The sequence below is a fragment of the Rhizomicrobium sp. genome (genome assembly GCA_037200045.1).
Classification (GTDB): domain Bacteria; phylum Pseudomonadota; class Alphaproteobacteria; order Micropepsales; family Micropepsaceae; genus Rhizomicrobium.
This window is the reverse complement of the sequence record JBBCHM010000002.1, coordinates 1180028-1205301: the sequence shown is the minus strand read 5'-3', so window position 1 is coordinate 1205301 and position 25274 is coordinate 1180028. Positions and strand designations below refer to the sequence as shown.

The 25274-nt window shown below is 67.0% G+C and carries 27 protein-coding genes, 2 tRNA genes and 1 pseudogene; 22 read left to right on the top strand and 8 right to left on the bottom strand.

Annotation, left to right across the window (positions count from 1 at the left end):
• Positions 1–128: 128 nt before the first annotated feature.
• Positions 129–203: transfer RNA gene (locus WDM86_21030), tRNA-Thr, on the bottom strand.
• 77 nt (positions 204–280) lie between these two features.
• Between WDM86_21030 and WDM86_21025 the strand changes: the two genes are divergently transcribed.
• The 12 genes from WDM86_21025 to WDM86_20970 all read left to right on the top strand — a co-directional run bounded on the left by WDM86_21025 (position 281) and on the right by WDM86_20970 (position 8715).
• Positions 281–442, top strand: coding sequence for a hypothetical protein (locus tag WDM86_21025; GenBank protein MEI9992502.1), 162 nt, complete (start codon positions 281–283; stop codon positions 440–442).
• Positions 443–527: 85 nt separating this feature from the next.
• Positions 528–1808, top strand: coding sequence for a UDP-N-acetylglucosamine 1-carboxyvinyltransferase (gene murA, locus WDM86_21020; GenBank protein MEI9992501.1), 1281 nt, complete (start codon positions 528–530; stop codon positions 1806–1808).
• Positions 1805–2242, top strand: a complete 438-nt coding sequence (locus WDM86_21015; GenBank protein MEI9992500.1) for a DUF2948 family protein — start codon at positions 1805–1807, stop codon at positions 2240–2242. The genes murA and WDM86_21015 overlap by 4 nt, the downstream gene beginning before the upstream one ends.
• 1 nt (position 2243) lies before the next feature.
• A complete protein-coding gene (hisD, locus tag WDM86_21010; protein ID MEI9992499.1) occupies positions 2244–3542 on the top strand; it encodes a histidinol dehydrogenase in 1299 nt (432 codons plus the stop codon).
• 3 nt (positions 3543–3545) lie between these two features.
• On the top strand, positions 3546–4028 hold the full coding sequence (locus tag WDM86_21005) for a UPF0262 family protein (GenBank protein ID MEI9992498.1): 483 nt from the start codon (positions 3546–3548) through the stop codon (positions 4026–4028).
• 4 nt (positions 4029–4032) lie between these two features.
• Complete coding sequence (locus WDM86_21000) at positions 4033–4494, top strand: hypothetical protein (GenBank protein MEI9992497.1); 462 nt, start codon at positions 4033–4035, stop codon at positions 4492–4494.
• A gap of 85 nt (positions 4495–4579) precedes the next feature.
• On the top strand, positions 4580–4798 hold the full coding sequence (gene infA / locus WDM86_20995) for a translation initiation factor IF-1 (GenBank protein ID MEI9992496.1): 219 nt from the start codon (positions 4580–4582) through the stop codon (positions 4796–4798).
• Entirely contained in the window at positions 4758–5375 is a 618-nt protein-coding gene (locus WDM86_20990; protein ID MEI9992495.1) for a Maf family nucleotide pyrophosphatase, read from the top strand. The genes infA and WDM86_20990 overlap by 41 nt, the downstream gene beginning before the upstream one ends.
• A 30-nt stretch (positions 5376–5405) precedes the next feature.
• Positions 5406–6923, top strand: a complete 1518-nt coding sequence (locus WDM86_20985; protein MEI9992494.1) for an Rne/Rng family ribonuclease — start codon at positions 5406–5408, stop codon at positions 6921–6923.
• Positions 6907–7101, top strand: coding sequence for a DNA gyrase inhibitor YacG (gene yacG / locus WDM86_20980; protein ID MEI9992493.1), 195 nt, complete (start codon positions 6907–6909; stop codon positions 7099–7101). Before WDM86_20985 ends, yacG begins: the two co-directional genes overlap by 17 nt.
• Positions 7102–7240: 139 nt before the next feature.
• Positions 7241–8572, top strand: a complete 1332-nt coding sequence (locus WDM86_20975; protein ID MEI9992492.1) for an OmpP1/FadL family transporter — start codon at positions 7241–7243, stop codon at positions 8570–8572.
• 67 nt (positions 8573–8639) lie between these two features.
• Positions 8640–8715: transfer RNA gene (locus WDM86_20970), tRNA-Phe, on the top strand.
• 28 nt (positions 8716–8743) lie between these two features.
• On the opposite strand, the gene WDM86_20965 is transcribed toward WDM86_20970, so the two are convergent.
• The 3 genes from WDM86_20965 to WDM86_20955 all read right to left on the bottom strand — a co-directional run bounded on the left by WDM86_20965 (position 8744) and on the right by WDM86_20955 (position 10759).
• Positions 8744–8950 carry a hypothetical protein gene (locus WDM86_20965; protein MEI9992491.1) on the bottom strand — a complete coding sequence of 69 codons (207 nt, stop codon included), beginning with the start codon at positions 8948–8950 and terminating at the stop codon, positions 8744–8746.
• A gap of 104 nt (positions 8951–9054) precedes the next feature.
• Positions 9055–9708, bottom strand: coding sequence for a hypothetical protein (locus WDM86_20960; protein ID MEI9992490.1), 654 nt, complete (start codon positions 9706–9708; stop codon positions 9055–9057).
• Between the two features lie 175 nt (positions 9709–9883).
• A complete protein-coding gene (locus WDM86_20955) occupies positions 9884–10759 on the bottom strand; it encodes an SDR family NAD(P)-dependent oxidoreductase (GenBank protein MEI9992489.1) in 876 nt (291 codons plus the stop codon).
• A gap of 255 nt (positions 10760–11014) precedes the next feature.
• On the opposite strand from WDM86_20955, the pseudogene gnd reads away from it, so the two are divergent.
• The 4 genes and pseudogenes from gnd to WDM86_20935 all read left to right on the top strand — a co-directional run bounded on the left by gnd (position 11015) and on the right by WDM86_20935 (position 14913).
• Positions 11015–12028: pseudogene (gene gnd, locus WDM86_20950) on the top strand (decarboxylating 6-phosphogluconate dehydrogenase).
• Between the two features lie 2 nt (positions 12029–12030).
• Complete coding sequence (zwf, locus tag WDM86_20945) at positions 12031–13608, top strand: glucose-6-phosphate dehydrogenase (GenBank protein MEI9992488.1); 1578 nt, start codon at positions 12031–12033, stop codon at positions 13606–13608.
• Positions 13605–14297 carry a 6-phosphogluconolactonase gene (gene pgl / locus WDM86_20940; protein ID MEI9992487.1) on the top strand — a complete coding sequence of 231 codons (693 nt, stop codon included), beginning with the start codon at positions 13605–13607 and terminating at the stop codon, positions 14295–14297. The genes zwf and pgl overlap by 4 nt, the downstream gene beginning before the upstream one ends.
• Before the next feature lie 79 nt (positions 14298–14376).
• On the top strand, positions 14377–14913 hold the full coding sequence (locus WDM86_20935) for a phosphoribosyltransferase family protein (protein ID MEI9992486.1): 537 nt from the start codon (positions 14377–14379) through the stop codon (positions 14911–14913).
• 263 nt (positions 14914–15176) lie between these two features.
• On the opposite strand, the gene WDM86_20930 is transcribed toward WDM86_20935, so the two are convergent.
• Positions 15177–16502 carry an aspartate aminotransferase family protein gene (locus WDM86_20930; GenBank protein MEI9992485.1) on the bottom strand — a complete coding sequence of 442 codons (1326 nt, stop codon included), beginning with the start codon at positions 16500–16502 and terminating at the stop codon, positions 15177–15179.
• 85 nt (positions 16503–16587) lie between these two features.
• Here WDM86_20930 and upp point away from each other — a divergent pair, with 85 nt between their 5' ends.
• Genes upp through deoA form a run of 5 tightly spaced genes read left to right on the top strand, consistent with a single transcriptional unit; the run spans position 16588 to position 22449 of the window.
• Positions 16588–17217 carry a uracil phosphoribosyltransferase gene (upp, locus tag WDM86_20925; GenBank protein ID MEI9992484.1) on the top strand — a complete coding sequence of 210 codons (630 nt, stop codon included), beginning with the start codon at positions 16588–16590 and terminating at the stop codon, positions 17215–17217.
• A gap of 41 nt (positions 17218–17258) precedes the next feature.
• The gene (gene deoC, locus WDM86_20920; GenBank protein ID MEI9992483.1) at positions 17259–18260 is read left to right on the top strand and encodes a deoxyribose-phosphate aldolase; all 1002 of its coding nucleotides are present in this window, start codon (positions 17259–17261) and stop codon (positions 18258–18260) included.
• A gap of 3 nt (positions 18261–18263) precedes the next feature.
• Positions 18264–20615 carry an aldehyde dehydrogenase family protein gene (locus tag WDM86_20915; protein MEI9992482.1) on the top strand — a complete coding sequence of 784 codons (2352 nt, stop codon included), beginning with the start codon at positions 18264–18266 and terminating at the stop codon, positions 20613–20615.
• 11 nt (positions 20616–20626) lie between these two features.
• Positions 20627–21118 carry a cytidine deaminase gene (locus WDM86_20910; GenBank protein ID MEI9992481.1) on the top strand — a complete coding sequence of 164 codons (492 nt, stop codon included), beginning with the start codon at positions 20627–20629 and terminating at the stop codon, positions 21116–21118.
• 8 nt (positions 21119–21126) lie between these two features.
• Positions 21127–22449, top strand: coding sequence for a thymidine phosphorylase (gene deoA / locus WDM86_20905; protein MEI9992480.1), 1323 nt, complete (start codon positions 21127–21129; stop codon positions 22447–22449).
• On the opposite strand, the gene alc is transcribed toward deoA, so the two are convergent.
• From alc to puuE, 3 genes are read right to left on the bottom strand one after another with little or no spacing between them, the layout of a single operon-like run.
• Positions 22446–23411, bottom strand: coding sequence for an allantoicase (gene alc / locus WDM86_20900; GenBank protein MEI9992479.1), 966 nt, complete (start codon positions 23409–23411; stop codon positions 22446–22448). The genes deoA and alc overlap by 4 nt on opposite strands.
• A 9-nt stretch (positions 23412–23420) precedes the next feature.
• Positions 23421–23930, bottom strand: a complete 510-nt coding sequence (uraD, locus tag WDM86_20895) for a 2-oxo-4-hydroxy-4-carboxy-5-ureidoimidazoline decarboxylase (GenBank protein MEI9992478.1) — start codon at positions 23928–23930, stop codon at positions 23421–23423.
• Complete coding sequence (gene puuE / locus WDM86_20890; GenBank protein MEI9992477.1) at positions 23920–24831, bottom strand: allantoinase PuuE; 912 nt, start codon at positions 24829–24831, stop codon at positions 23920–23922. Before puuE ends, uraD begins: the two co-directional genes overlap by 11 nt.
• A gap of 95 nt (positions 24832–24926) precedes the next feature.
• Between puuE and uraH the strand changes: the two genes are divergently transcribed.
• Positions 24927–25274, top strand: a complete 348-nt coding sequence (gene uraH / locus WDM86_20885) for a hydroxyisourate hydrolase (GenBank protein ID MEI9992476.1) — start codon at positions 24927–24929, stop codon at positions 25272–25274.

Sequence of the window (25274 nt, the reverse complement as noted above, 5' to 3'; positions counted from 1 at the left end):
CTGTCGACCGCGCGTTGTCGCTCTTCGCGCCGCCCCGTCCATCCGCCACGATACCTGCGCGTCCGACGGAGCCCGCTTCCGACGGCTCGCGGAGCGCTCTGAAAAGCTATTGATTTAACTGATAAAACTGGTGCCGGAGGAGAGAATTGAACTCTCGACCTACCCCTTACCAAGGGGTTGCGCTACCACTACGCTACTCCGGCATCCGTGGCCCCGAAGGGCCCAAGGGACGGCTGCTATAGCCAACCCCAAGGCAAAGGGAAAGGCCCGCGCCGCCGCCATGGTCAAGAAGCCCCAGACCCGCGAAGAACGCCTCGCCGCCGCCCTTCGCGAGAACCTGAAGCGGCGCAAGGCGGCGTTGCGCGACCGCCCGCCCAAGGCCGAAGCCCCGCCCGCCGCGGACCCGGCGAAGCGCCCGAATGCGGACATGAAGGCGGATTAACTTCACGTCCCGGCGCGCCTGTTCGACGGCACGGGGCCGCGCTACAAGGATCGCCGCGGGCGGCCACGCCGCTTCAAGAGGGACAATGGACAGGATACGCGTCAGGGGCGGCAACCGCCTCAAGGGTGAAATTCCGATCGGTGGCGCCAAGAATTCGGCGCTCAAGCTCATGGCGGCGGCGATCCTGACCGATCAGCCGGTGACCATCCGCAACGTGCCGCGCCTGGCCGATGTCGACGCCATGGCCGACCTCGTGATGCAGTTCGGCGTGAACCTCAACATCCGGCGCGGCAACGGGCTGGGCACCAGCGACACCATCCGACTGCACGCCGCGAGCATCGAATCGGCGCTCGCGCCCTACGACATCGTGCGCAAGATGCGCGCCAGCTTCCAGGTCACCGGCCCGCTCCTCGCGCGCCACGGCGCGGCGAAGGTCTCGCTGCCCGGCGGCTGCGCCATCGGCGCCCGCCCGGTCGATTTCCATATTCAGGGCTTGAAGGCGCTGGGTGCGCGGATCGATCTGGAAGACGGCTATGTCGTCGCCGATGCCGGAAGCGGCCTCGTCGGCACAACCTTCACCGTGCCGCGCGCCTCGGTCGGCGCCACCGAGACGATGATGATGGCCGCGACCCTGGCCAGGGGCCGCACCGTCCTCAAGAACGCGGCGCGCGAGCCGGAGATCGTCGATCTCGGCCGCTTCCTCCGGGCGATCGGGGCGCAGATCGCCGGGCTGGGTACGCCCGAGATCGTGATCGACGGCGTCGAACGCCTGCACGGCGCCGAATATTCCGTGATGCCGGACCGCATCGAGACCGGCACCTATGCCATCGCCACCGCCATCGCCGGCGGCGAGGTCGAGCTCGTCGGCGCCCGCGCCGACACCAATGTGGTGCTGTTCGATCTGTTGCGCCGGATCGGCACCGAGGTGACGGAGACCAATCGCGGCATAGCCATCCACCGCAACGGCGTGCGCCCCACCGCGACGGACCTCGCGACCGATGTCTATCCCGCCTTCCCGACCGACCTGCAGGCGCAGTTCATGGCGCTGATGGCGGTCGCCGGCGGCGTCAGCCATATCCGCGAGACCGTGTTCGAGAACCGCTTCATGCATGTGCCGGAACTCCTGCGCATGGGCGCCGACATCAGGATCGAGGGCGACACCGCCACCGTCACCGGCGTCGACCGCCTCAAGGGCGCGCCCGTGATGGCGACCGATCTGCGCGCCTCGGTCAGCCTGGTTCTGGCGGGCCTGGTCGCGGAGGGCGACACGATCGTCAACCGCGTCTATCATCTCGACCGTGGTTTCGAGCGCCTGGAGGAAAAGCTCTCCGGCGTCGGCGCGGATATCGAGCGGCAATCGGCATGAATGCGGGTTTGACACTGGCGGCGGAAGATGCCGCCGACTTGGAGGTGATCTCGGCGCGGCTGCAGGATGCGGTGGCGCAGATGCAGGATCTCGTCTATCTGCCCAGGAAGCGGCGCTTCGCGGCGCTGTTCAACCGCTTCCAGTGGGAGGCGGACCAGAAGAAGGGCGATCTGCGCGTCCGTTCCGGCCTGCATTTCGACGGCGTGCTGTCGGTCAAGTCGCAGAACCTCAAGCGCGGCGCGCGCGAGGCGGTGGTCTCGCTGCTGGCCATCCGCTACACGCCCAAGGGCGGCGAGGATCCGGGCGGCACGGTCGAACTCGTCTTCGCCGGCGGCGGCGGGCTGAAGCTCGAAGTGGAGTGCATCGACGCCGGCCTTTCCGACGTCAGCGGCGTGTGGGCGGCGCGCGGCCGGCCCGAGCACGAAGAGACCTGACATGGCTCGCCGTCTCGATTCGAGCGCGCCCGATTTCGTCGGCGCCTTCGACGCGCTGTTGAACGCCAAGCGCGAGGAAGAGGAAGACGTCGCGCTGGCCGTGCGCGGGATCATCGCCGACGTGCGCAAGCGCGGCGACGAAGCGGTCATCGAACTGACGAACAAATTCGATCATGCCGGCGTCACTGCCGCGACCCTGCGCCTGACGCAGGACGAGATCGACGCCGCGGAGGCGAAATGCGCCAGGCCGGCGTTGGATGCGCTCGGCGTCGCCGCACTGCGGATCGAGGACTATCACCGCCGCCAGATCCCCAGGGACGAATGGTTCGAGGACGCGACGGGCGCCCGGCTCGGCTGGCGCTGGACGTCGCTCGACAGCGTCGGGCTCTACGTTCCGGGCGGCACCGCCGCCTATCCGAGTTCGGTCTTGATGAACGCCGTGCCGGCGCGGGTCGCGGGCGTCGCGCGCATCGTCATGGTCACGCCGGCGAGCGGCGGCGCGATCAATCCGCTGGTGCTCGCCGCCGCCAAGCGGGCAGGGGTCAGCGAGATCTACCGCGTCGGCGGCGCCCAGGCCGTCGCCGCGCTGGCCTTCGGCACGAAGACCATCGCGCCGGTCGACAAGATCGTCGGTCCCGGCAACGCCTATGTCGCCGCCGCCAAGCGCGAGGTGTTCGGCAAGGTCGGCATCGATTCCGTCGCCGGCCCGTCGGAAATCCTCGTCGTCGCCGACGGCGCGAACAACCCGGACTGGATCGCCGCCGACCTGCTCAGCCAGGCCGAGCACGACGCCTCGTCGCAGAGCATCCTCATCACCGACGACGCGGCCTTCGCGTCGCAAGTCGAAGCCGCGGTCGAACGCGCTCTGGCCCTTCTTCCCCGAGAGAAAATCGCGCGCGCGAGCTGGAACGACTACGGCGCGGTGATCGTCGTGGCGAGGCTCGACGATGCCGCCGCCCTGGTCGACCGCCTCGCGCCCGAGCATCTGGAGATCGCCACCGCCGATCCCGACCGCCTGCTGCAACGCGTCCGTCATGCCGGCGCGATCTTCCTCGGCCGCCACACGCCCGAGGCGATGGGCGATTACATCGCCGGTCCCAACCATGTGCTGCCGACCTCGCGCACCGCGCGGTTCTCTTCCGGCCTTTCGGTGCTCGATTTCCTCAAGCGCACCACGCTGCTCGCCTGCGAGCCCGGCACCATCGCCGAGATCGGGCCGGCCGCCATCGCGCTGGCCGAGGCCGAGGGCCTCGACGCCCATGCCCGCTCCATCGCGGCGCGCCTGAACGCGGTGCGCTGAGGCATGGCCGACGGCTCCGCGTTCCGCCTCGCCGCCATCACGCTGGACGAGCGCAGCATCCTGCGCCGCACCCGCGAGATCGAGCAGGAACGCGACATCGCGATCTACGATCTTCTGGAGGCCAACCACTTCCGCCCCGAAGGCTCGCATGGCGGGCCCTACAACCTCGTCCTCGGCGTCGAGGAGAACCGGCTGACCTTCGACATCAGCCTGGACGGCGGCGCCACGCCGCACGGCAAGGTGATGCTGTCGCTGACGCCGTTCCGCCGCGTGATCAAGGACTACTTCCTGATCTGCGAGAGCTACTTCAAGGCCATCCGCCACGCGCCGCCCTCGCAGATCGAGGCGCTCGACATGGGCCGCCGCAGCCTGCACGACGAAGGCTCCAAGCTCCTGCAGGAACGGCTCAAGGGCAAGATCGAGATCGACCACGACACGGCGCGCCGCATCTTCACGCTGATCTGCGTCCTGCATCTGAAGGGCTGAAGCGATGCGGGGGCCGCATGGCGAGGAGCTGCCGGGCGCCATCCTGTTCGCCTGCACGATGAATTCGGTGCGCAGCGTGATGGCCTTCGCCATCATGCGGCACCTGTTCGGCAAGTTCGTCTATGTCGACGCCGCCGGCGTGAAGGCCGGCGAGCTCGATCCCATGACCGTGGAGGTGATGGAGGAAATGGGCATCGAGATCGGCCGGTACCATCCCAAGACCTTCGAGGACATGGAGGACTCATCCATGTTCGACCTCTGCGTCACGTTCTCGCCGGAGGCGCAGCACCGCGCCGTCGACCTGGCGCACACCAGCGCCATCGAGATCGAATACTGGCCGACCTTCGATCCGACCATGGTGGAGGGCACCCGCGACCAGCGCCTGGACGCCTACCGCACCGTCCGCGACGGGATCCTGAAGCGGATCAAGGACCGTTTCGCCGAGAAACAGGCGTCCGATACCTGACCTGCCCCATGGAGGGCGTGGAAATCCTTGCTTTTCACAGGTTTCGGTGGCATTTCCCGCACCCAGCCAGCCACCCAGAGGACGAATGGCGAAAGAAGAACTGCTCGAATTCGAAGGTACCGTGTCGGAACGCCTGCCCAACGCGACGTTCCGCGTCATGCTGCAGAACGGCCACGAGATCATCGCCCACACCGCGGGCAAGATGCGCAAGAACCGGATCAGCGTGCTGACCGGCGACAAAGTCATGGTGGAGATGACGCCCTATGATCTCACCAAGGGGCGCATTACCTATCGCTTCAAGTAAGCCGCTCCTCGTCCTCGCCAGCGAAAGCCCGCGCCGCCTGGCGCTGCTCGCCCAGGCGGGACTTGCGCCGGACGCCGTCCGCCCCGCCGCCATCGACGAATCCATCCACAGGCAGGAACTGCCCGCGCCCTATGCCCGCCGGCTGGCCGAGGCGAAAGCCCGCGCGGTCGCCGCCGCCTGGGACGGATCGCCGGCCATCTTCCTCGCCGCCGACACCGCGGTCTCCGTTGGCCGGCGCATCCTGCCCAAGGCCGAGACCGACGACGAGGTGCGGGCCTGCCTCGCTTTGCTGTCCGGCCGGGCCCATCGGGTGACGACCGCCATCGCCGTCCTGCCCACCGTGGGAAAAATCCGCACACGGACTGTCGAAACGCGGCTGCTCTTCGACCGGCTCGACGGCCCGGCGATCGAATCTTATGTGCGCTGCGGCGAAGGGTTGGGCAAGGCCGGCGGCTACGCGGTGCAGGGCCGCGCCGAGATCTTCGTCCGCCGCCTCGGCGGCTCCTACTCCAATGTCGTGGGATTGCCCTTGCGCGAGACAATCTCCCTGCTTCGAAGCGGCGGTTATCCGTGTTAGCGTTCGCGGTCGCTATTGCCTGAGTACAGCATGCAGAAGGACGTCCTGATCAACGCAGGAGCCGGAGAAATACGCGTGGCGGTCGTCGAGGACGGCCGGCTGCAGGATCTCATGCTGGAGCGGACCATCGGCCTCGAAGACGGCCCGCGCCGGAAAAGCGACGGCCGCACCGGCCACAGCCTCATCGGCAACATCATCCTCGGGCGCGTGCAGCGCGTGCTGCCCGGCATGCAGGCCGCCTTCGTCGATGTCGGGCTGGAGCGCGCCGGCTTCCTCGGCGCGCGCGAGGCGCGCTGCCTCGCCGACCTGCCGGGCTTCGATGAGGAGCGCATGCCCAAGATCGGCGAATGCGTCCACGAAGGGCAGGAGATCCTGGTCCAGGTCGTGAAGGACCCGATCGGCGAGAAGGGCGCCCGCCTCTCCGCCAACATCACCATTCCCGGCCGCCTCGCCGTGATGGTGCCCAACACGCCGGGCGTCGCGCTGTCGCGCCGCATCGAGGAAGAAAGCGAGCGCGAACGCATGCTGGCGCTCGGCGAGGCGATGATCGCCGAGGGCGGCGACCGTCTCGTGCCCGGCGCGGGCTATATCCTGCGCACCGCCGCCAGCGAAGCGACGCTGGCCGACCTGAAGGAAGACGCCGAGCGCCTCGCCGAGGCATGGCGGCCGGTGCTCGCCAAGCGGCAATCGGCCCGGGCACCGGCGACACTTTATCATGACCTCGATCCGGTCGAGCGCACCATGCGCGACACGGTCCGCAGCCACACCACGCGCGTGGTGATCGACGATGCCGCCGCGGTCGAAGCCGCGCGCGCTTATTGCCGCCGCGCCATGCCGGAAGCCGAATCCAAGGTCGAGCTGTTCAAGGGGCCGGGCTCCTTGTTCGATGCCATCGAGGACGAGATCGCGCGGCTCACCGTCCCCAAAGTCCCGCTGCCCTCCGGCGGCTGGATCACCATAGAGGGCACCGAGGCGCTGACCGCGGTGGATGTCAATTCCGGAAGCTTCACCGCCTCGACCGGTCTCGAAGAGACCAGCTACCACGTCAACCTCGAAGCCGCCGACGAGATCGGCCGCCAGGTGCGGCTGCGCGGCATCGGCGGGCTCATCGTCGTCGATTTTATTCATCTGAGCGACGCGAAGAACATCGAGAAGGTGCTCGACACCCTGGCCGACAGCCTGTCGAAGGACCACACCCCGACCCAGATCTCGCCGATGTCGGAGTTCGGCCTGGTCGAGATCACCCGCAAGCGCATCCGCGATCCCTTGGTCAAGCTGATGAGCGAATGTTGCCGCTGCTGCTCCGGCTCCGGCCGCAAGCGCACCCGCGACAGCGTCGCGCTCGAAGTCTTGCGCAGCGTCGAGCGCGCCGCCGCCGCGGCGCCCGGCAAGCCGATCGTCGTGCGCGCCTCGACCGAGGTGGTGAAATGGCTCGACGACCACGGCGAGGAGGTGCGCGGCGCGCTCGCCCGCCGCGGCGCCGGCCGCGTCGCCTTCGAGGCCAACGATGCCTTCGCCCGCGAGGGATTCGATGTCTCAACCGCTTGAGGGCGGCCAGTGCCCGATCTGCGGCAGGCCCCGCGACGCCAAGTTCCGTCCGTTCTGTTCCAAGCGCTGCGCCGACATCGACCTCATGCACTGGCTGCAGGGCGAGTATGCGATTCCGGGCGCGCCGGCCGGCGAGGAGAGCGCGGCTGATCCGTATGAAGATGATGACGCTGGTTAATGAATGATGCGGATTCGTTGCTGACACTGGTCAGTTGCAATCCGCACTTGCATCGCCGGCGCGAGCGACTATATCGACCAAGCCGATGCGCGGGGTATGCGCGCATTTTCGAGGGGGGCCATTTTTTCGAGGGCCCAATATGCGTTTCAAGTTTGCCGCACTAGCCGTCACCGCGCCTTTCGTCATCTTCAACACCGCCGCGCATGCGTCGGGCTTCGCGCTGCGCGAAGCGAGCACCGGTGCCATGGGCACCGCCTATGCCGGCGCCGCCGCGACCAACAGCGACCCGAGCTACATGTTCTACAACCCGGCGGCCACCGCCGGCGTGGTCGACCATGACCTCTCGCTCGACGTGATCGGCATCCTGCCGGGCTCGGGCGGAACTTTCGTCGGCCACACCGCGGCGGGAACCCCGACCGGCGGCGCCGGCCGCGCCAGTTCCTTCATCGGCTCCGCCGCCGTTCCGTCCGGCGCCTTGCGCTACCGGCTGAACGACCAATGGGCGGTCGGCCTGTCGCTCACCGTTCCGTGGGGCGAGACCACGCATTATCCGGCGAACTGGACCGGCCGCTACTACGCGCAGACCACGGGCCTTACGGCCTATAATGCGACGGCGACGGTGTCCTACCAGATCACGCCCGATCTCACGCTCGCGGCCGGACCGCAGGTCCAGTACACGCGCGGCAACCTCACTCAGGCGATCGATTTCGGCACCATCGGCGCCGGCTTCGGCATTCCCGGCGCGGTGCCCGGCGCCGATGACGGCCGCGCCCGCCTGCACGGCCACGATTGGGGCGTCGGCTATGTCGCGGGCATCGCCTGGCAGGCGCTTCCCGACCTCAATATCGGCGTCTCCTACCGCTCCGAGATTCCCCATGCGCTCAGCGGGCAGGAGCAGTTCACCTTCGACAGCGCCGGCATCGGCGCCACGCTGCATACGCTGAGCGGCGCCTTCGCCGATTCGGGCGGCAAGGTGGACCTGCCGACCCCGGCGGTCGTGAATGTCGGCGCCCGCTGGGCGGTATCTGACCAGTGGACCGCGCTCGGCACCGTCGAATACACCAATTGGAGTTCGCTCAAGCAGTTGCTCGTGGTCTCCGCCAACCCGCTCAACAGCCCGAGCCTGACGCAGCTTAACTGGAAGGACACCTGGTTCGGTTCGCTCGGCGCCGAATACCGCCCGGACGAGACCTGGACGCTGCGCGGTGGCATCGCCTATGACGAAGCGGCGGCGCCGCCTGCGACGCTGGAGCCGCGCATCCCTGACGCGGACCGCTATTGGGTGTCGGCCGGCGTCGGCTATCGCTGGGACGACAATACGGACATCAACGTCTCGGTCTCGCATCTGTTGTCGCCGCACAGCCATGTCGACCAGTCGGTGGCCGATCCGGGCAACGCGGCCCGCGGCAGCCTGGACGGGACCACCGATTCCCAGGCGACTCTGGTCGGTCTACAGCTCGTCCTGCGGTAGAAATCGCCCGCTGGACAGGGCGGCCGGTCTCTTCTAGAAAGCCGGGCCTTTTCCGGCACGGCCGGTCGCCCGGGTAGCTCAGTCGGTAGAGCAGTGGATTGAAAATCCACGTGTCGGCAGTTCGATTCTGTCCCCGGGCACCATCCATCCCGCCGACGGGCCGGATTGCGGCTAGGGTTCCGCTCTCGGACGAAGGCTCGCCTGCACGTCGAAGTATTTCTGGGCCGCGCTGCGCGTGTCGAACGTTCGACCCTCCGGCTTGCGCAGACTCTGCACGATGTAACTGACGCCGATGCGTATCCGAGGCGTGCCGCCGAACACGGCCACCTCGGTGAGTGTGACGCCGTTTCGCGATTTACGAACGCGCTTGCGTGACATCCGTTTGCTCGTTGCATCGATCCGGCGGATAGATTGCGAAGGGCATTTCGCCAACGCAATGTGTCATATCGGACACTGCCGGGGCGCTCGATCCTTACGGGTTCCTAGAGGTTATATTGAAAGCCGAGGTCGACGCTCTCGGTGCTGAAATTCGCGTCGAACGGCAAGCCGCCGACCGCATGGAGCGGAACGCCGGGAGATGCCAAATACCGCAATTGAGCGGTGAAACTCGACCGTTCCGTCATGGGGACATTCGCGCCCAGCATCGCCTGGTAGCCGAAGCCCCATCCGCCGTCATCGACGAGGGCGACCGAATTGGCGGGCGGACGGACGTCCGCGTAGATGCCGCCGATCCCGATTCCCACGAATGGCTTGACGGGGAAGGCATCGGGGACCGGCACATCGAAGATGGCGTTGACCATCGGCGCGAACACATTGACGCGCCCGGACACCGGAAGGCGGGCGCCGCCGGACACCAGGGCCTTTGTCGAGAAGCCGCGATAGAGGCCTTCGATTTCCAGCCGCACACCCAGCCAGTCGCTCTTGGAGCCGATCACCAGGGAACCGCCGCCGCCGTTCGAAAACGTCGCTTTCACGGGGATGTACACCACCGTCGCCCTTGCGCCGTCCGAGACGGCGAAGCTTCCCCGGATGGCGATGTACTCGTCGCTGGCCTGGGCGTTGCCGACGCAGAAATACGCGGCCGTTGCCGCCAATGCGCCGAGGGATGCCGCTCTTGCTAGGGTTCGCCGGCGCATCGCAATCATCCCGTGTAAATGCATTCACGGACAACTATGTGAACGAATTGGTAAATGAAACGTAAATATTTGCTTGAGATCGGATAAAGGCCGCCGATATCTGTCGAAGACAATTGCGGACTTTCCCGCAATTGCTTCCGGATACTTCTGGATATTCGCGCGGCGCGTCACGCTCTCATGTTGCGTTGTTGGCGCTGTCGCCGCCGGTCACGTCATAGGTCGCGCCGCTGACCATCGCGGCATCGTCCGAGGCGAGAAACACCACCACCGGCGCGACGCTGTCCGGCTCGATCCACGGCACGCCGAGCGGCGTCCGGGCGATGAGCCGCTTGATCGCTTCCTGCTCCAATTCGGCCGTGCTCTCCTTGGACGCGAGATCGTCGACCGCCTGCGCATAGCGCTGCCGGTGGCGCGTCAGCGCCGTGTCGATGAGGCCCGGGATGACGGCGTTGACGGTGATGCGATGCTCGCCGAGCTCCAGCGCCGCCGATTTCATCAGGCCGATGATGCCCCATTTGGACGCGCTATAGGCGGCGCCGTATTTGGTGCCGTGCCGGCCCTGGGTGGACGAGGTGACGATGATGCGCCCGCCGCCATTGCGCACCAGATAGGGCGCCACCGCGCGGAGCGCGTTGCAGGTGCCGGTGAGGTTCACGTCGATCGTGTCGTGCCAGTCCGCGTCGTCCCATTCCAATATCGGCTTGAACGCCTGGATGCCGGCATTGGCGAACAGGATGTCGAGCCGGCCGAACGTGTCGAACGCGCTCTGCGCCGCGGCGCGCAATGCCGCAAGATCGCGCTGGTCGAGCCGCGCCTGGCACCAGCGCCCGCCGGCCGCGACGACAAGGCGGCCGGTCTCGGCCAATTCGTCCTGCGTCGCCGGCGTCACGTCCAGCGTCGCGCTGACCGGGCCGGCGATGTCGATGCCCATGACGTCGGCGCCTTCGCGGGCGAAGGCGATCGCGGCGGCGCGGCCGATGCCGCGCGCGGCGCCGGTGACGATCGCGGCTTTTCCCGTCAATCGTCCAGCGCGTTGTGTGTCGGTGTTCATCGGTTTGCCTCCTGCGTTTGACGGCCCGGCCTGAAAGCTCGGCAACATGTTGAAAACAGGTCCCATTCCGTGACCGTGGCGGAGCGGACGCCGATACATTGCGCCGCGCCCCTTGCCGGCGGAATACTGCTCGGGACAAACCGCTTTTGTCATCCACTCGATCGGGACCGGTCCTGACCGGATGGTCACAGGCCGGAACGGATCGGCGGACTTCACGTTTGACAAAATGGGCGTAGAAGCACATCCCGGCAGCGCGCAGGAGTTCAGCGGATGCAGATCGGCGTAGTCGGCCTTGGCCGCATGGGTGGCAACATCGCGCGGCGCCTGATGAAGGCGGGCCACGCTTGCGTGGTGTTCGACGTCAATCCCAGGGCCGGCGAGGCGCTGGCGAAAGAGGGCGCCACCGCCGTGCCGTCGCTGGCCGCGATGGTCGAGACGCTCGGCGCCGCGCCGCGCGCGGTGTGGCTGATGCTGCCGGCCGGCAAGATCACCGAAGACGCCGTCGACCAATTGGCCGGCCTGCTCGGCAAGGACGACATCCTGATCGACGGCGGCAACGCGTATTACAAAGACGACATCCGCCGCGCCAAGGCGCTCGCGGCCAAAGCCATCCGCTACATCGACTGCGGCACCTCGGGCGGGGTGTGGGGTCTTGAACGCGGCTATTGCATGATGATCGGCGGGCCGAAGGACGCGGTGGACCATCTCGATCCGATCTTCGCCGCGCTGGCCCCGGGCCTCGGCGATATCCCGCGCACGCCGGGCCGCGAAAGCGCCGACACGCGCGCCGAGCGCGGCTATATCCATGCCGGTCCCTCCGGCGCCGGTCATTTCGTGAAGATGGTGCATAACGGCATCGAATACGGACTGATGCAGGCCTATGCCGAAGGCTTCGACATCCTGCGCCACCGCGACGCCGACACCCTGCCGGACGACGAACGCTTCGCCCTGAACCTGCCCGACATCGCCGAGGTCTGGCGGCGCGGCAGCGTCGTCTCCTCCTGGCTCCTCGATCTGACCGCCGGCGCCTTCGCGAAGGACGCCCGGCTCGACAGCTATTCCGGCTTCGTCGACGATTCCGGGGAGGGCCGCTGGACCGTCGAGGCCGCGATCGAGGAAGCGGTGCCGGCCGTCGTCCTGTCCTCCGCCCTCTATGCCCGCTTCCGCTCGCGCCAGGAGCACAGCTTCGCCGACAAGATGCTGTCCGCCATGCGCTTCGGCTTCGGCGGCCATATCGAGGGCGCGCTCGAAGGCGGCAAGCCGAAATAGCCATGCCCCAGGAAGAACCCACCCGCATCGCGAGCACCGCCGAGACCGCGCCCGCCGTCGCGCCGCATTGCGCCGATCCGGTGGAGCCCTGCGCCATGGTGATCTTCGGCGCGAGCGGCGATCTGACCAAGCGGCTGCTGGTGCCGGCGCTCTACAATCTGTGCCGCACGAACTGCCTGCCGGAGAAATTCGTCCTGATCGGCGTGGCGCGCGGCGATCTGGCGACCGAAGGCTGGCGGCGCGAGCTGCACGATTTCCTCCAGAAGTCGCTTGGACAGATCGACGAGGCCGTGTGGTCCCGGCTGGCGCGGGCGATGTGCTATGTGCGCGGCGACGCCAACGATCCGGCGCTCTACGACAGGCTGCGCGACGTTTTGGACGAGGCCGAGCGCGAGCGCGGCACGCAAGGCAACGCGATCTTCTATCTCGCCGTCGCCGACAAGTTCTTCGGCCCGATCGTCGATCATCTCGGCCATGCCAAGCTGACGGAGCAGGGCGTCGGCGCCGGTGGCCGGCATTTCTGGCGCCGCATCGTGGTCGAAAAGCCGTTCGGCCACAGCTACGACTCGGCCCGCGAGCTCGACAAGCGCATCCTGCGCACGGTGCGCGAGAACCAGGTCTTCCGCATCGACCATTTCCTCGGCAAGGACGCGGTGCAGAGCATCACGGCGTTCCGCTTCGCCAACGGGTTGTTCGAGCCGGTCTGGGGCCGCGACCGCATCGATCACGTCCAGATCACGGTGGCCGAAACCGTCGGCGTGGAGACGCGCGGCGACTTCTACGAACAGACCGGCGCCCTGCGCGACATGGTGCCCAACCACGTCTTCGCGCTGCTCTCGATGGTGGCGATGGAGCCGCCGCTCGGCTTCGACGAGGCCTCGATCCGCTCCAAGAAGGCCGACGTGTTCGCCGCCATGCCGCCGGTCGATCCGAAGAACGTGGTGCGCGGCCAGTACGCCGCCGGCGCCGTCGCCGGCACGCCGGTGAAGGCCTATCGCGACGAGGCCAATGTCGCGCCCGACTCCCGCACCGAGACCTATATCGCGATGAAACTGGAGATCGACAATTGGCGCTGGGCCGGCGTGCCGTTCTTCGTGCGCACCGGCAAGCACCTGGCGGCGCGCAACACCGAGATCGCGATCTGCTTCAAGCCCGCGCCGCACACCGCCTTCCAGCACACCCCGGTCGAGCGCCTGCGCCCCAACTGGCTGGTGCTGCGCATCCAGCCCAATGAGGGCATCTCGCTGCAATTCGAGGTCAAGCGCCGCGGCCCGGCGGTCGATCTCGCCTCGGTGAAGATGGATTTCCGCTACGACGACTGGTTCCCCAAGGAGCCGAATGTCGGCTACGAGACGCTGATCCACGACGTCATCCTGGGCGATCCGACGCTGTTCATGCGCGCCGACATGGTCGAGCAGGCCTGGCGCATCGTCCAGCCGGTGCTCGACGCCGCGTCGGCGGAGGCGCCGGCGCTTTACGAATCCGGCGGCGACGGCCCCAAGGCGGCGGACGACCTTATCGGCCCGGGCCCCTATCGCGCCTGGCGGCCGGTCTCGCCGCCCGAGAGCAAGGCGCCGTGAGCGTCGAGACATTGCCCGATCCGCCGGCGCTGGCGCGCCGCGTCGCCGATTGGCTGTTCGACCTGGCGCGCGCCAAGGAGGGCACGTTCGCGCTCTGCCTTTCGGGCGGCGCGACGCCGCGCCGTCTCTACGAGCTTCTGGGCGAACCGCCGTTCCGCGCGAGCTTTCCCTGGGCTCGCACGCATCTGTTCTGGGGCGACGAGCGGTTCGTCGCGCCCGACGATCCGCGCAGCAATTTGCGCATGGTGCGCGAGGCCCTGCTGTCGCGCATCGACATCCCGCCCGCGAACATAAGGCCGATCCCGACGGTGGGCCTGACGCCGGCCGACGCGGCCGACCGCTACGAGCGCATCCTGCGCGGCTTCCACCGCGCTGATCCGGATTCGCCCTTGTTCGACGCGACGCTGCTGGGCCTGGGACCGGACGGGCATACCGCCTCGCTGTTTCCCGGCACCGCCGTGCTCGAAGAGCGCGAGCGCTGGGTCGCGCCGGTCGAAGGCGCCGAAACCCGCGTCACGCTCACCTATCCCGCGCTGGAGAACAGCCGCCATATCGCCTTCCTGGTGGACGGCGCCGCCAAGCGCGACATCCTGGCCCGCGCCCTCGGCGGCGACACCGCGCTGCCGGCCGCCCGGCTCAAGCCGCGGGGCGAATTGCGCTGGTTCGTCGATCGCGCCGCCAATCCCTGAACCGGCCTTGTGGGCAAAGCGCCGGGCGCGGTTTTCTTCTCGCCAAATCGCGGCGATAGTCGCTCCAACGGAGGATGTCATGCGGCTGGAAAACAAGCGGCGCCTGTATGTGCGCGTGAGCTGGAACGAGATTCACCGCCAGATGCGCGAGATGGCCGGCTGGGTCCACGACCTCATGCAGAACGGCCGGCGGATCGACATCGTGGTCGGCGTGTCGCGCGGCGGCCTGCCTTTCGCGGCGGTGCTGGCGCGGGAGCTCAACATCCGCGAGAACATCGAGGTCATCGGCGTCACCTCCTATCGCGGCGAGCGCCAGGTCGCGGGCGCCAAGATCATCAAGCCGCTGCATCCCGAGGTCGCCGCCCGGATCGTGAACGGCGGCGAGAACATGATCATCCTCGACGATCTGGTGGACACCGGCGGCACGTTCCGCGAATTGCGCAAGATCTGGCCCAACGCGCTTTACGCGACGATCTATTCCAAGCCGGAGGGCGAGGACGTGGTGGACATGCGCCTGTTGCAGGCGCCGCAGAATTCCTGGGTGGTGTTCCCCTGGGACGCCAAGGACGGCGACCCCGAACTGGTCGACCCGATCAGCGGCGCCGAGACGGAGTGATTTACCTCTCCCGCGAAGCGGGAGAGGTATTTTCTTCGCAACAAAATATCGTCCGCCGCATCGCAACGAAAAGCTTATCCCCGCGGCAAACTCAAAACCTCCGCGTTCTGCGCGGCTCCGCGCGCCTCGGCTGTTGGATAACTCCGTCTACGGATTTATTTCCGCCCGCCCCTTGAACCGAGTCGGTCTACGCACCAAATCACCCATATCCCGACAGTTGCATCTAAACGGAAAACGGCGGGCGCTACCGCGCCGCCGCCCCTTCAATCGATGGATGCGATGACCTTGCCCAGCGTCTCCACAAGGAAATCGATATGCTTGTGCTCCGCGATCAGCGGCGGCGCGAAGGCGATGGTGTCGCCCGTGGTGCGGCAGAGCAGCCCGGCCTCGTAGAGCTTGAGGAACGCCTCGAAGCCGCGCTTGGCCGGCTCGCCGGGCGCGGCGGAAAGCTCCACCGCGCCGACGAAACCGAGATTGCGGATATCGATCACGTTGCGCGCGCCTTTGAGCGAATGCAGCGCCGTCTCCCAATAGGGCGCCAGCGCCGCCGCCCGCGTCAGCAGGCCTTCTTCTTCGTAGGTGTCGAGCGTGCCCAGCGCCGCGGCGCAGGCCATCGGATTTCCCGAATAGGTGTAGCCATGGAAGAACTCGATCGCGTTCGGCGGCCCGTGCATGAAGGCCTCGTGGATCTTCGCCTGCGCGAACACCGCGCCCATCGGGATCACGCCGTTGGTCAGGCCCTTGGCGGTCGTCACCAGGTCCGGCTCGACGCCGAAGAAATCGACCGCGAACGGCGTGCCCAGCCGTCCATAGCCGGTGATGACCTCGTCGAAGATCAGAAGGATGCCGTGGCGGTCGCAGATCTCGCGCAGCCGCTTGAGATAGCCCTTGGGCGGCACGATCACGCCGGCCGAGCCCTGCACCGGCTCCACGATCACCGCCGCGATGGTCGAGGCGTCGTGCAACTGCACCAGCCGCTCGAGGTCGTCGGCGAAGTCGGCGCCGTATTCCGGCTCGCCCTTGGCGAACGCGTTGCGCGGATCGCCAAGGGTGTGGCGCAGATGATCGACGCCCACGACCAGCGTGCCGAACATCTTGCGGTTGGCGACCATGCCGCCGACGCTCATGCCGCCGAAATTGACGCCGTGATAGCCCTTCTCGCGCCCGATCAGCCGCACGCGGCTACCTTCGCCGCGCACGCGATGATAGGCGATTGCCATCTTGAGCGCGGTCTCCACCGACTCCGAGCCGGAATTGGTGAAAAACACATGGTTCAGCGTGCCCGGCATCAACGCGACCAGCCGGTTCGCCAGCTCGAATGCCTTGTGATGGCCGATCTGGAACGCCGGCGAATAGTCGAGCTCGCCCGCCTGCTTGCGGATCGCCTCCACGATGCGCGGCCGGTTGTGCCCGGCATTGCAGCACCACATGGCCGACACGCCGTCGAGCACCTCGCGCCCATCGGTCGTCTTGAAATACATCCCGTCGGCGGAGGCGAAGAGGCGCGGATTGCTCTTGAACTGCCGGTTCGCGGTGAACGGCATCCAATAGGCTTCGAGGTCGTTGGGCTTGTCGGCTTGCTTGTCCATCGTCGTTGCCACAATAGAGCGCCCCAGGTTAGCTTGGCTACCAGTTTTGCAGCACCGGCGCGATGCGCCGAAGGGGAGAACGGACATGCAGGGCGTGACCGTGGTCGATCATCCGCTGATCCAGCACAAGCTGACGCTGATGCGCGACAAGCACCGCAGCACCAAGAACTTCCGCGAGCTGCTCAACGAGATCGGCATGCTGATCTGCTACGAGGTCACGCGCGATCTGCCGCTCGAACTGGTGGACATCGAAACGCCCATCGCGCCGATGAAAGCCCCGGCGATCGCCGGCAAGAAATTGGTCTTCGCGCCCATTCTTCGGGCGGGCACCGGCTTTCTGGAGGGCATGCTGAACCTCGTGCCCTCGGCCCGCGTCGCCCATATCGGTCTCTACCGCGATCCCAAGACGCTGCAATCGGTCGAGTATTACTTCAAGGCGCCGCACGACATCGCCGACCGCCTGGTGATCGTGATGGATCCGATGCTGGCGACTGGGAACTCGGTGTCGGCGGCGGTGACGCGGCTGAAGGCGCATGGCGCGAAGAACATCCGCCTGATGACGCTGCTATCGGCCCCGGAGGGCATCAAGACCTTCCTCGCGGCGCATCCGGATGTGCACATCTGGACGGCGGCGATCGATAGCCACCTGAACGACCACGGCTACATCATCCCCGGCCTCGGCGACGCGGGCGACCGGATGTTCGGCACGAAGTAGGCGGCGTTGCGGGCGAGGGGTTCGGCGGAGTACCTTCGGGCATGTCCAACGTTCAGCCGATCACGCCGCGCGCCCGCGAGACGGAACCCGCGGGCCACGCCCGCAATCCCGGCATTGCTTACGACGCCGACATCGTCGACTCCATCCGCGTCAACCGCAGCGCGGCGGAGCGGCGGATCGCGTCGCTGCCCGGCCGGCGCAGCGTCAAGAAGGAATGGCAGGCCGCCTGGCTGCTCAAGGCCGTGACCTGCATCGATCTCACCACGCTCTCGGGCGACGACACGCCCGGCCGCGTGCGGCGGCTCTGCGCCAAGGCGCGCCGGCCGGTGCGCCAGGATCTGCTCGACGCCATGGGCATGGGCGAGGCGAACATCGCCACCGGTGCGGTCTGCGTCTATCACGCCATGGTCGAGACCGCGGTGAGGGCGCTCGAAGGCACGAATATCCCGGTCGCCGCAGTTTCGACGGGTTTCCCCGCTGGCCTGTCGCCGCTGGCGCTGCGCGTCAAGGAGATCGAAGCCTCCGTCGCCGCCGGCGCGCGCGAGATCGACATCGTGATCGACCGCGGCCATGTGCTGACCGGCAATCATCGCGCGGTCTATGACGAGATGAAGCTGTTCCGCGAAGCCTGCGGCCCGGCGCATGTGAAGGCGATCGTTGGCGCCGGCGATCTGGGCACATTGACCAATGTCGCGCGCGCCTCGATGGCCTGCATGATGGCGGGCGCCGACTTCATCAAGACCTCGACCGGCAAGGAGCCGGTCAACGCGACGCTGCCCTTCGCTTTGATCATGACCCGCATGATCCGCGCCTATCGTGAGATGACCGGCGAGCGCATCGGCTTCAAGCCGGCCGGCGGCATCTCGACGGCGAAGGACGTGCTGAACTATCAGATCGTGATGAAGGAGGAGCTTGGTCTACCGTGGCTCCAGCCCGACCTGTTCCGCATCGGTGCGTCGAGCCTGCTCACCGATATCGAGCGCCAACTCGAACATTTCGTTACCGGCCGCTACTCGGCCGCGCACCGCCATCCGATGGGTTGACCCGTGAACGTCCGGACCGCGTTTCAGACGATGGACTACGGCGTGGCGCCGGAAACGGCCGGTCCGGCGGACGCCTGGCTCAAGCGTCATGACGGCAAATTCGGCCTGTTCATCGGCGGCGCGTGGCGGCCCGCCGCCGCGCATTTCGCCAGCGTCAATCCGGCGACCGGCAAGACACTCGCCGAGGTCGGCGAAGGCAGCGCCGCCGACGTCGATGCCGCCGTGAAGGCCGCCCGCGCCGCGCAACCCGCCTGGGCGAAGCTTGGCGGCCATGGCCGCGCGCGGTTTCTCTACGCACTGGCGCGCCTGGTCCAGAAACATGCGCGGCTGTTCACCGTGCTCGAGACGATGGACAATGGCAAGCCGATCCGCGAGAGCCGCGACATCGATATCCCGCTGGTGGCGCGGCACTTCTATCACCACGCCGGCTGGGCCCAGCTCATCGACAGCGAGTTCGCCGATCACGAGCCGCTCGGCGTCGTCGGCCAGGTGATCCCGTGGAATTTTCCGCTGCTGATGCTGGCCTGGAAGATCGCGCCCGCGCTGGCCGCCGGAAATACGGTGGTGCTCAAGCCCGCCGAAGACACCTCGCTCACCGCGTTGCTGTTCGCCGAAATCTGCGAGGAAGCCGGCCTGCCGAAGGGCGTGGTCAACATCGTCACCGGCGCTGGCGAGACCGGCAAGGCGGTGGTCGAGCATCCCGGCATCGACAAGATCGCCTTCACCGGCTCGACCGAAGTCGGGCGCCTCATCCGCATCGCCACCGCCGGCACGGGCAAGAAGCTGACCCTCGAACTCGGCGGCAAATCGCCCTTCATCGTATTCGAGGACGCAGATCTCGATGCCGCGGTCGAAGGCACGGTCGACGCCATCTGGTTCAACCAGGGCGAGGTCTGCTGCGCCGGCTCGCGCCTGCTGGTTCAGGAAAGTGTCGCCGAGACGCTTTACGCCAAGCTGCGGGCGCGGATGGAAACGCTGCGGGTCGGCGATCCGCTGGACAAGAACACCGACATCGGCGCCATCGTCTCGCCCAAGCAGCGCGCGCAGATCGATGGCCTGGTGAAAAAAGGCGTCGCCGAGGGCGCGATGCTGTTCCAGACGAAAACCTGCCCCGAGGGCTGCTTCTATCCGCCGACGCTGCTGATCGGCGTCGAACCCGCTTCGACCGTGGCGCAGGTCGAGATCTTCGGTCCCGTCCTCGTCGCGATGACCTTCCGCACCCCGGCCGAAGCCGTCCAGCTCGCCAACAACACCCGCTATGGCCTCGCCGCCAGCATCTGGAGCGAGAACATCAACGTCGCGCTCGACCTCGCGCCGAAAATCAGGTGCGGCGTCGTGTGGGTGAACTGCACCAACCAGTTCGACGCCTCGTCCGGCTTCGGCGGCTATCGCGAATCCGGCTTCGGTCGGGAGGGCGGCCGCGAAGGCCTGTACGAATACCTCAAGCGCAAGCACACCGGGAAGACCGGCAAGCTCGCACCGGCCGCTCCGTCCACGGACGTTCCGCCCGCCGTCGACATCATCGACCGCACCGCCAAGCTGTTCATCGGCGGCAGGCAGGCCCGGCCCGACAGCGGCTATAGCCGCGCGGTCCTGTCGCCTTCCGGTGCACAGATCGGGCTTGTCGGCGACGGCAACCGCAAGGACATCCGCAACGCCGTCGAGGCGGCGGCCAAGGCCGAAAGCTGGGCCACCACCAGCGGCCATGCCCGCGCGCAGATCCTCTATTACTGCGCCGAAAACCTTTCGGCCCGCGCCGACGAATTCGCACGCCGCTTGCGCGGGATGACCGGCGCATCGTCCGCCGCCGCCGCGCGCGAAGTCGAAGCCTCGATCCGCCGCCTCTTCACCTATGCCGCCTGGGCCGACAAGTTCGACGGCGCGATCCACGATCCGCCCTTGCGCGGCGTGGTGCTGGCGATGAACGAGCCCTTGGGCGTGATCGGCATCGCCTGTCCGGACGAAGCGCCGCTGCTGGGCTTCATCTCGCTGATGGCGCCGGCCGTCGCGATGGGCAATCGCGTGGTGATGATCCCGTCGGAGCGCCACCCGCTGGCCGCCACCGATTTCTACCAGGTGCTTGAAACCTCCGATGTGCCGGACGGCATCGTGAACATCGTCACCGGCGCGCGCGATCCGCTCGCCCTTGTCCTGGCCGAGCACGGCAATGTCGATGCGGTGTGGTATTTCGGCGGCGATGCCGTGCGGAAGATCGAAGCCGCCTCGGCCGGCGACCTCAAACGCACCTGGTGTGAGGGGCCGCTTGCCTGGTTCGACAATCGCGATGGCGAAGGCCGCCATTTCCTGCATCAGGCGACTCAGGTCAAGAACGTCTGGATTCCATACGGGGCATGACGGCGATGGACATGACACGCAGAACGACAGTCTTGCTGGCAGGCGGCGCGCTCGTCGCCGGTGCGGCTTCGGCGGATTCCGCCAAAGGAGGATCGATGTCGCTGACCGAGAAACAGCAGGCGCTCGTCGCCGCGGCGCGGCAGGTGCGCGACAGGGCCTATGCCCCTTACTCCAAATTCCACGTGGGCGCGGCGCTCGAGACCGAGGATGGGACGGTCTTCAAGGGCTGCAATGTCGAGAACATCTCCTACGGCGCCACCATCTGCGCCGAGCGCAATGCGGTGCTCCAGGCGGTCGCGGCCGGTCATACGAAGTTCAAGGCGATCGCCGTCATCGCCGACCTCCCCAAGCCGATCACGCCCTGCGGCATGTGCCGCCAGGTGCTGGGCGAGTTCGGCGGCGAGACTGAGGTGATCTGCGCGAACCTCGCCGGGGACTCGATGGTCAAGACCGTCGGCCAGATGCTGCCCGACGCTTTCGACTTCGATCCGAGCAAGGTCTAGCACGCGCCGTGCTTCCCCAGGAGATCATCCGCAAGAAGCGCGACGGCGCCGCGCTCAACGAGGACGAGATCGCCTTCGCGGTGAAGGGCATCGCCGATGGCGGCTTTTCCGAAGCCCAGGTCTCCGCCTTCGCGATGGCGGTGTTCTTCCAGGGCATGACCGCCGCCGAACGCGTCGCCTTCACCCGCGCCATGACGCATTCGGGGCGCGTACTCGCTTGGGACGATCACGCGTTGGGCGGTCCGGTGCTCGACAAGCACTCGACCGGCGGCGTCGGCGACAAGGTCTCGATCATGCTCGCGCCCATCGTCGCGGCCTGCGGCGGCGTGGTGCCGATGATCTCCGGCCGCGGCCTCGGCCACACCGGCGGCACACTGGACAAGATGGGATGCATTCCCGGCTATAAGTGCGATCCCGACATCGAGACGTTCCAGCGCGTGACGCGGGAAGTCGGCTGCGCGATCATCGGTCAGACCGCCGACCTCGCGCCGGCCGACCGTCGCCTCTACGCCGTGCGCGACGTGACCGCGACGGTCGAATCCATCCCGTTGATCTCCGCCTCGATCCTGTCCAAGAAACTGGCCGCCGGCCTCCAGGGTCTCGCCATGGACGTGAAGACGGGTTCGGGCGCTTTCATGGCGGAGCCGGCGCAGGCGCGCGAGCTTGCGCAAACGCTGGTCTCGATCGGGCAGGGCGCCGGCCTTCCGATCACCGCGCTGATCACCGATATGGATTCCGTCCTGGGCACCACCGCCGGCCACACGCTGGAGATGATCGAGGCGCTCGATTATCTGACCGGCAGGGGCACGCGCGATGCACGCCTGCACGAAGTGACCATCGCGCTGGCGGCGGAGATGCTGCTGCTCGGCAAGTTGGTTCCCGATCTGGAAGAAGGCCGCGATGAGGCGCAGCAGGCCCTAGACTCCGGCCGTGCCGTCGAAGTGTTCTCGCGCATGGTCTCGGCCCTCGGCGGCCCCGCCGACTTCGTCGAGAAGTCTGAGACATATCTACAAAAGGCGCCGGTCGTGAAGCCGGTGATCGCCAGGCGCACCGGCTATGTGCAGCCCATGAACACGCGCCAGATCGGCGTCGAGCTGATCGACCTCGGCGGCGGCCGCCGCAAGACGAGCGATGTGCTGAACCTCGCGGTCGGCTTCTCCGAATTCGTCCAGGCCGGCATGAAAGTTTCCAGGGGCGACACGCTAGCGCTAGTCCACGCCGCCGACGAAGCCTCCGCCGCTTCCGCCGTCGCGGTCCTCGGCCGCATCCTCCATATCGACGACCCTGAGCCGGCGGCGCGAGCGATGGTGATGGAGCGGATAGTCGCTTAGACGGTTCCCCACATTCTAAGCCGCGCGACGCCGCCATCCGGGATGATGTTCAGCCGCACGAACTGGATCGGCTCATGCTTCGCGATCTCCACCGCGAACCGGTGCTCGCGGTCCGCCGACAGTTTCTGCTCGGGCAGCAGCACCGGCCAGTATATCGACTGCGTGATCAGCGATTCCTTCGGCAGCGTGCTCGGCGCGGCCGCCTGGATGAAACAACGGTCCGGAAAGTTGCCCTTGAAATGCGCCGTATCGACGATGATCTCCTCGATCCGCCCTGGCTTTGCGAGCTTGACGATCGACCAGTCATGCCCCGGTTCGCGGCGGCGCCGGGTCTCCCAGCCATCGCCCATATCGCGCGCCTTGCCCGGCGCCAGCATGTTGGAGACCTTGCCGAAATGCTCGTCATTCGCCGCCACCGGCAGCGCGCCGTTCTCCATAGCCGCGAGATCGGCGCGCTCGCCCGCCGTCCAGTCGCGCGCGACCTGGCCATAGACGCGCAGCCGCGCCACGCCGCCATCGGGAAAGATGTTCAGCCGCAAATGCGTCACCACGCCGGGCATCGCAACGCCGAGGAACAGCCGGTCATTGCCTTTGAGGGCCGTTGCCGGAACAAGCGGCTTCCATCCGCTTTGCGGATGCCGCTCGTCCGAATGGCACCACTCGATCGACGCCGCCGGTGGGTAATTGCCCGTGAAGTTCCGCGTGTCGATCTCGATCCCGTGGACGATGCCCGGTCTGCCCAGCCGCACGATGCAGGCATCATGTCCGGCATCGCGGCGGCGCCGGCTTTCCCAGCCGTCCATCCACTTGCCGTTCGCGTCGTACTTTCCCGGGATGAACACCGGCTCGGCGGGATCGATCAGCCGCTCCTTGGCGGCGAAGAAATCGTCGGTCGCGAACACGACCTCGCCGCCCAGCCGCGGCTGGGCCAAGTCCACCCAATTCTTTGCGAAGTCTTCCATGCCGTCTCTCTAGGTCAGGTCGCCGAGCCGCAGCCGTGCGATCTTGTGTATCTCGTCGAGCGCGGTGCGGAACTCGGTCTTCAGGTCGTTGTTCAGCCGCACGCGGAATTCGGCGAGGATCTCCTGCCGCGTGAAGCCCCGCACCGCCTTGATGAAGGGAAAGTCGAAGCGCGCCGCATAGTCCTCGTTCAGCCTGCGGAATTCGGTCAGCTCCTCGCGCGAGCAATTGTCGAGCCCAGCGCTCGCCTGCTCCGAGGTCGACTCGGTCGACATCTTCACGCGCCCGGCAAGGCTGGGATGCACGCTGATCAGCGCCAGTTTGGCCTTGTCATCGGCACTCTCGACGGCGCGCTGCAGCGCGGCCGCCAGGCCGTCCACGGTGTCGAACGTGTCGTGCGGCTCGCGCCGCCAAGCCTCCACGGCGAACCAGGGCGAATGCTCGTAAACGCCGCCGTAAATCCGCACGAACTCATGTTCGCTCAGTGTACTTGGTGGTCTGCGAAAACGGTCAGCCGGCATGAGGATGGAACTTAAGCCAGTGCCGCGCGATGTCGACGCGCCGGCAGAACCATACGTCCTTATGTTCGCTCACATAGCGCAGGAAGCGCTCCAGCGCCGCGAAGCGTCCCGGCCGCCCAGCGATGCGGCAATGCAGGCCGACCGACATCATCTTGGGTGCCGCCTCGCCCTCGGCATAGAGCACGTCGAACGTGTCCTTGAGGTATGTGAAGAATTGGTCGCCCGAATTAAATCCCTGCGCCGCGGCGAAGCGCATGTCGTTGGCATCCAGCGTGTAGGGCACGACGAGATGCGGCTTGCCGGCTTCCGTCACCCAGAACGGCAAATCGTCATTGTAGTCGTCGGCGTCGTAGAGGAACCCGCCATGCTCGACCACCAGCCGGCGCGTGTTCGGGCTGGTGCGCCCCGTGTACCAGCCGAGCGGCGCCTCGCCCGTCAGCCCCCGAAGCACCTCCACCGCCTTGGCGACATGCGCCCGCTCTGTCGCCTCGTCGACACATTGATAGTTGATCCAGCGATAACCGTGGCTGCAGATCTCGTGGCCGTCCTTCAGGAACGCATCGGCCATCGCCGGATAGCGCTCCAGCGCGGACGCCACGGCGAAGATCGTCACCGGCAGATCGTATTCGCGGAATAGCCGCAGCAGCCGCCACACGCCGGCGCGCGAGCCGTATTCGTAGATCGACTCCATGCTCATATGCCGGGCGCCCGGCACCGGCGCGGCATTGATGATCTCGGAGAGGAACGTCTCGGCGCCCTTATCGCCGTGCAGCACGGAGTTCTCGCCGCCCTCTTCGTAGTTGAGCACCACCTGCACCGCGATCCGCGCGCCGCCGGGCCAGCGCGGATGGGGCGGAGTTGCGCCGTAACCGATCAGATCGCGCGGATATTGGGCAGACACGTGCGGCACTCTCGTCTTGGCAACCCCACTATACACAAGGCGCTTTACAGCCCAAGCAGCGCGGCATCATCATGCGAATGAAGAAAGGTTGCTTCGTGGGACGCTTGACGACGCATGTCTTGGATACGGCGCATGGCTGCCCCGGCGCGGGGATCGCCGTGCGTCTGTATACGGACGATGGTTTCGGCCCCATCGCTGAGGCGACCATGAACGCCGACGGCCGCTGCGACGCGCCGCTGCTGGAGGGTCCGACGATGGCGCCTGGGCGCTACGTTCTGGCGTTCGAGACCGGCGCCTATTTCCGCAAGAAAGGCTTGGTGCTGCCGGAGCCGGCCTTCCTCGACACCGTGCGCATCGCATTCGGCATCGCCGACGCGTCGGCGCATTATCATGTGCCGCTGCTGCTCTCGCCCTACGGCTATTCCACCTATCGCGGCAGCTAG

Excerpts from the sequence above, each read along its gene's own strand:
- WDM86_20965 (MEI9992491.1), bottom strand. The coding sequence starts at position 8,950 with ATGTCACGCAAGCGCGTTCGTAAATCGCGAAACGGCGTCACACTCACC.
- WDM86_20990 (MEI9992495.1), top strand. The coding sequence starts at position 4,758 with ATGATCTCACCAAGGGGCGCATTACCTATCGCTTCAAGTAAGCCGCTC.
- WDM86_20960 (MEI9992490.1), bottom strand. The coding sequence starts at position 9,708 with ATGCGCCGGCGAACCCTAGCAAGAGCGGCATCCCTCGGCGCATTGGCG.
- deoC (MEI9992483.1), top strand. The coding sequence starts at position 17,259 with ATGTCCAACGTTCAGCCGATCACGCCGCGCGCCCGCGAGACGGAACCC.
- upp (MEI9992484.1), top strand. The coding sequence starts at position 16,588 with ATGCAGGGCGTGACCGTGGTCGATCATCCGCTGATCCAGCACAAGCTG.
- WDM86_20910 (MEI9992481.1), top strand. The coding sequence starts at position 20,627 with ATGACACGCAGAACGACAGTCTTGCTGGCAGGCGGCGCGCTCGTCGCC.
- WDM86_21000 (MEI9992497.1), top strand. The coding sequence starts at position 4,033 with ATGCGGGGGCCGCATGGCGAGGAGCTGCCGGGCGCCATCCTGTTCGCC.
- WDM86_21015 (MEI9992500.1), top strand. The coding sequence starts at position 1,805 with ATGAATGCGGGTTTGACACTGGCGGCGGAAGATGCCGCCGACTTGGAG.
- WDM86_21025 (MEI9992502.1), top strand. The coding sequence starts at position 281 with ATGGTCAAGAAGCCCCAGACCCGCGAAGAACGCCTCGCCGCCGCCCTT.
- zwf (MEI9992488.1), top strand. The coding sequence starts at position 12,031 with ATGCCCCAGGAAGAACCCACCCGCATCGCGAGCACCGCCGAGACCGCG.
- hisD (MEI9992499.1), top strand. The coding sequence starts at position 2,244 with ATGGCTCGCCGTCTCGATTCGAGCGCGCCCGATTTCGTCGGCGCCTTC.
- infA (MEI9992496.1), top strand. The coding sequence starts at position 4,580 with ATGGCGAAAGAAGAACTGCTCGAATTCGAAGGTACCGTGTCGGAACGC.
- WDM86_21005 (MEI9992498.1), top strand. The coding sequence starts at position 3,546 with ATGGCCGACGGCTCCGCGTTCCGCCTCGCCGCCATCACGCTGGACGAG.
- alc (MEI9992479.1), bottom strand. The coding sequence starts at position 23,411 with ATGGAAGACTTCGCAAAGAATTGGGTGGACTTGGCCCAGCCGCGGCTG.
- WDM86_20935 (MEI9992486.1), top strand. The coding sequence starts at position 14,377 with ATGCGGCTGGAAAACAAGCGGCGCCTGTATGTGCGCGTGAGCTGGAAC.
- yacG (MEI9992493.1), top strand. The coding sequence starts at position 6,907 with ATGTCTCAACCGCTTGAGGGCGGCCAGTGCCCGATCTGCGGCAGGCCC.
- WDM86_20975 (MEI9992492.1), top strand. The coding sequence starts at position 7,241 with ATGCGTTTCAAGTTTGCCGCACTAGCCGTCACCGCGCCTTTCGTCATC.
- WDM86_20930 (MEI9992485.1), bottom strand. The coding sequence starts at position 16,502 with ATGGACAAGCAAGCCGACAAGCCCAACGACCTCGAAGCCTATTGGATG.
- WDM86_20985 (MEI9992494.1), top strand. The coding sequence starts at position 5,406 with ATGCAGAAGGACGTCCTGATCAACGCAGGAGCCGGAGAAATACGCGTG.
- murA (MEI9992501.1), top strand. The coding sequence starts at position 528 with ATGGACAGGATACGCGTCAGGGGCGGCAACCGCCTCAAGGGTGAAATT.
- uraD (MEI9992478.1), bottom strand. The coding sequence starts at position 23,930 with ATGCCGGCTGACCGTTTTCGCAGACCACCAAGTACACTGAGCGAACAT.
- WDM86_20955 (MEI9992489.1), bottom strand. The coding sequence starts at position 10,759 with ATGAACACCGACACACAACGCGCTGGACGATTGACGGGAAAAGCCGCG.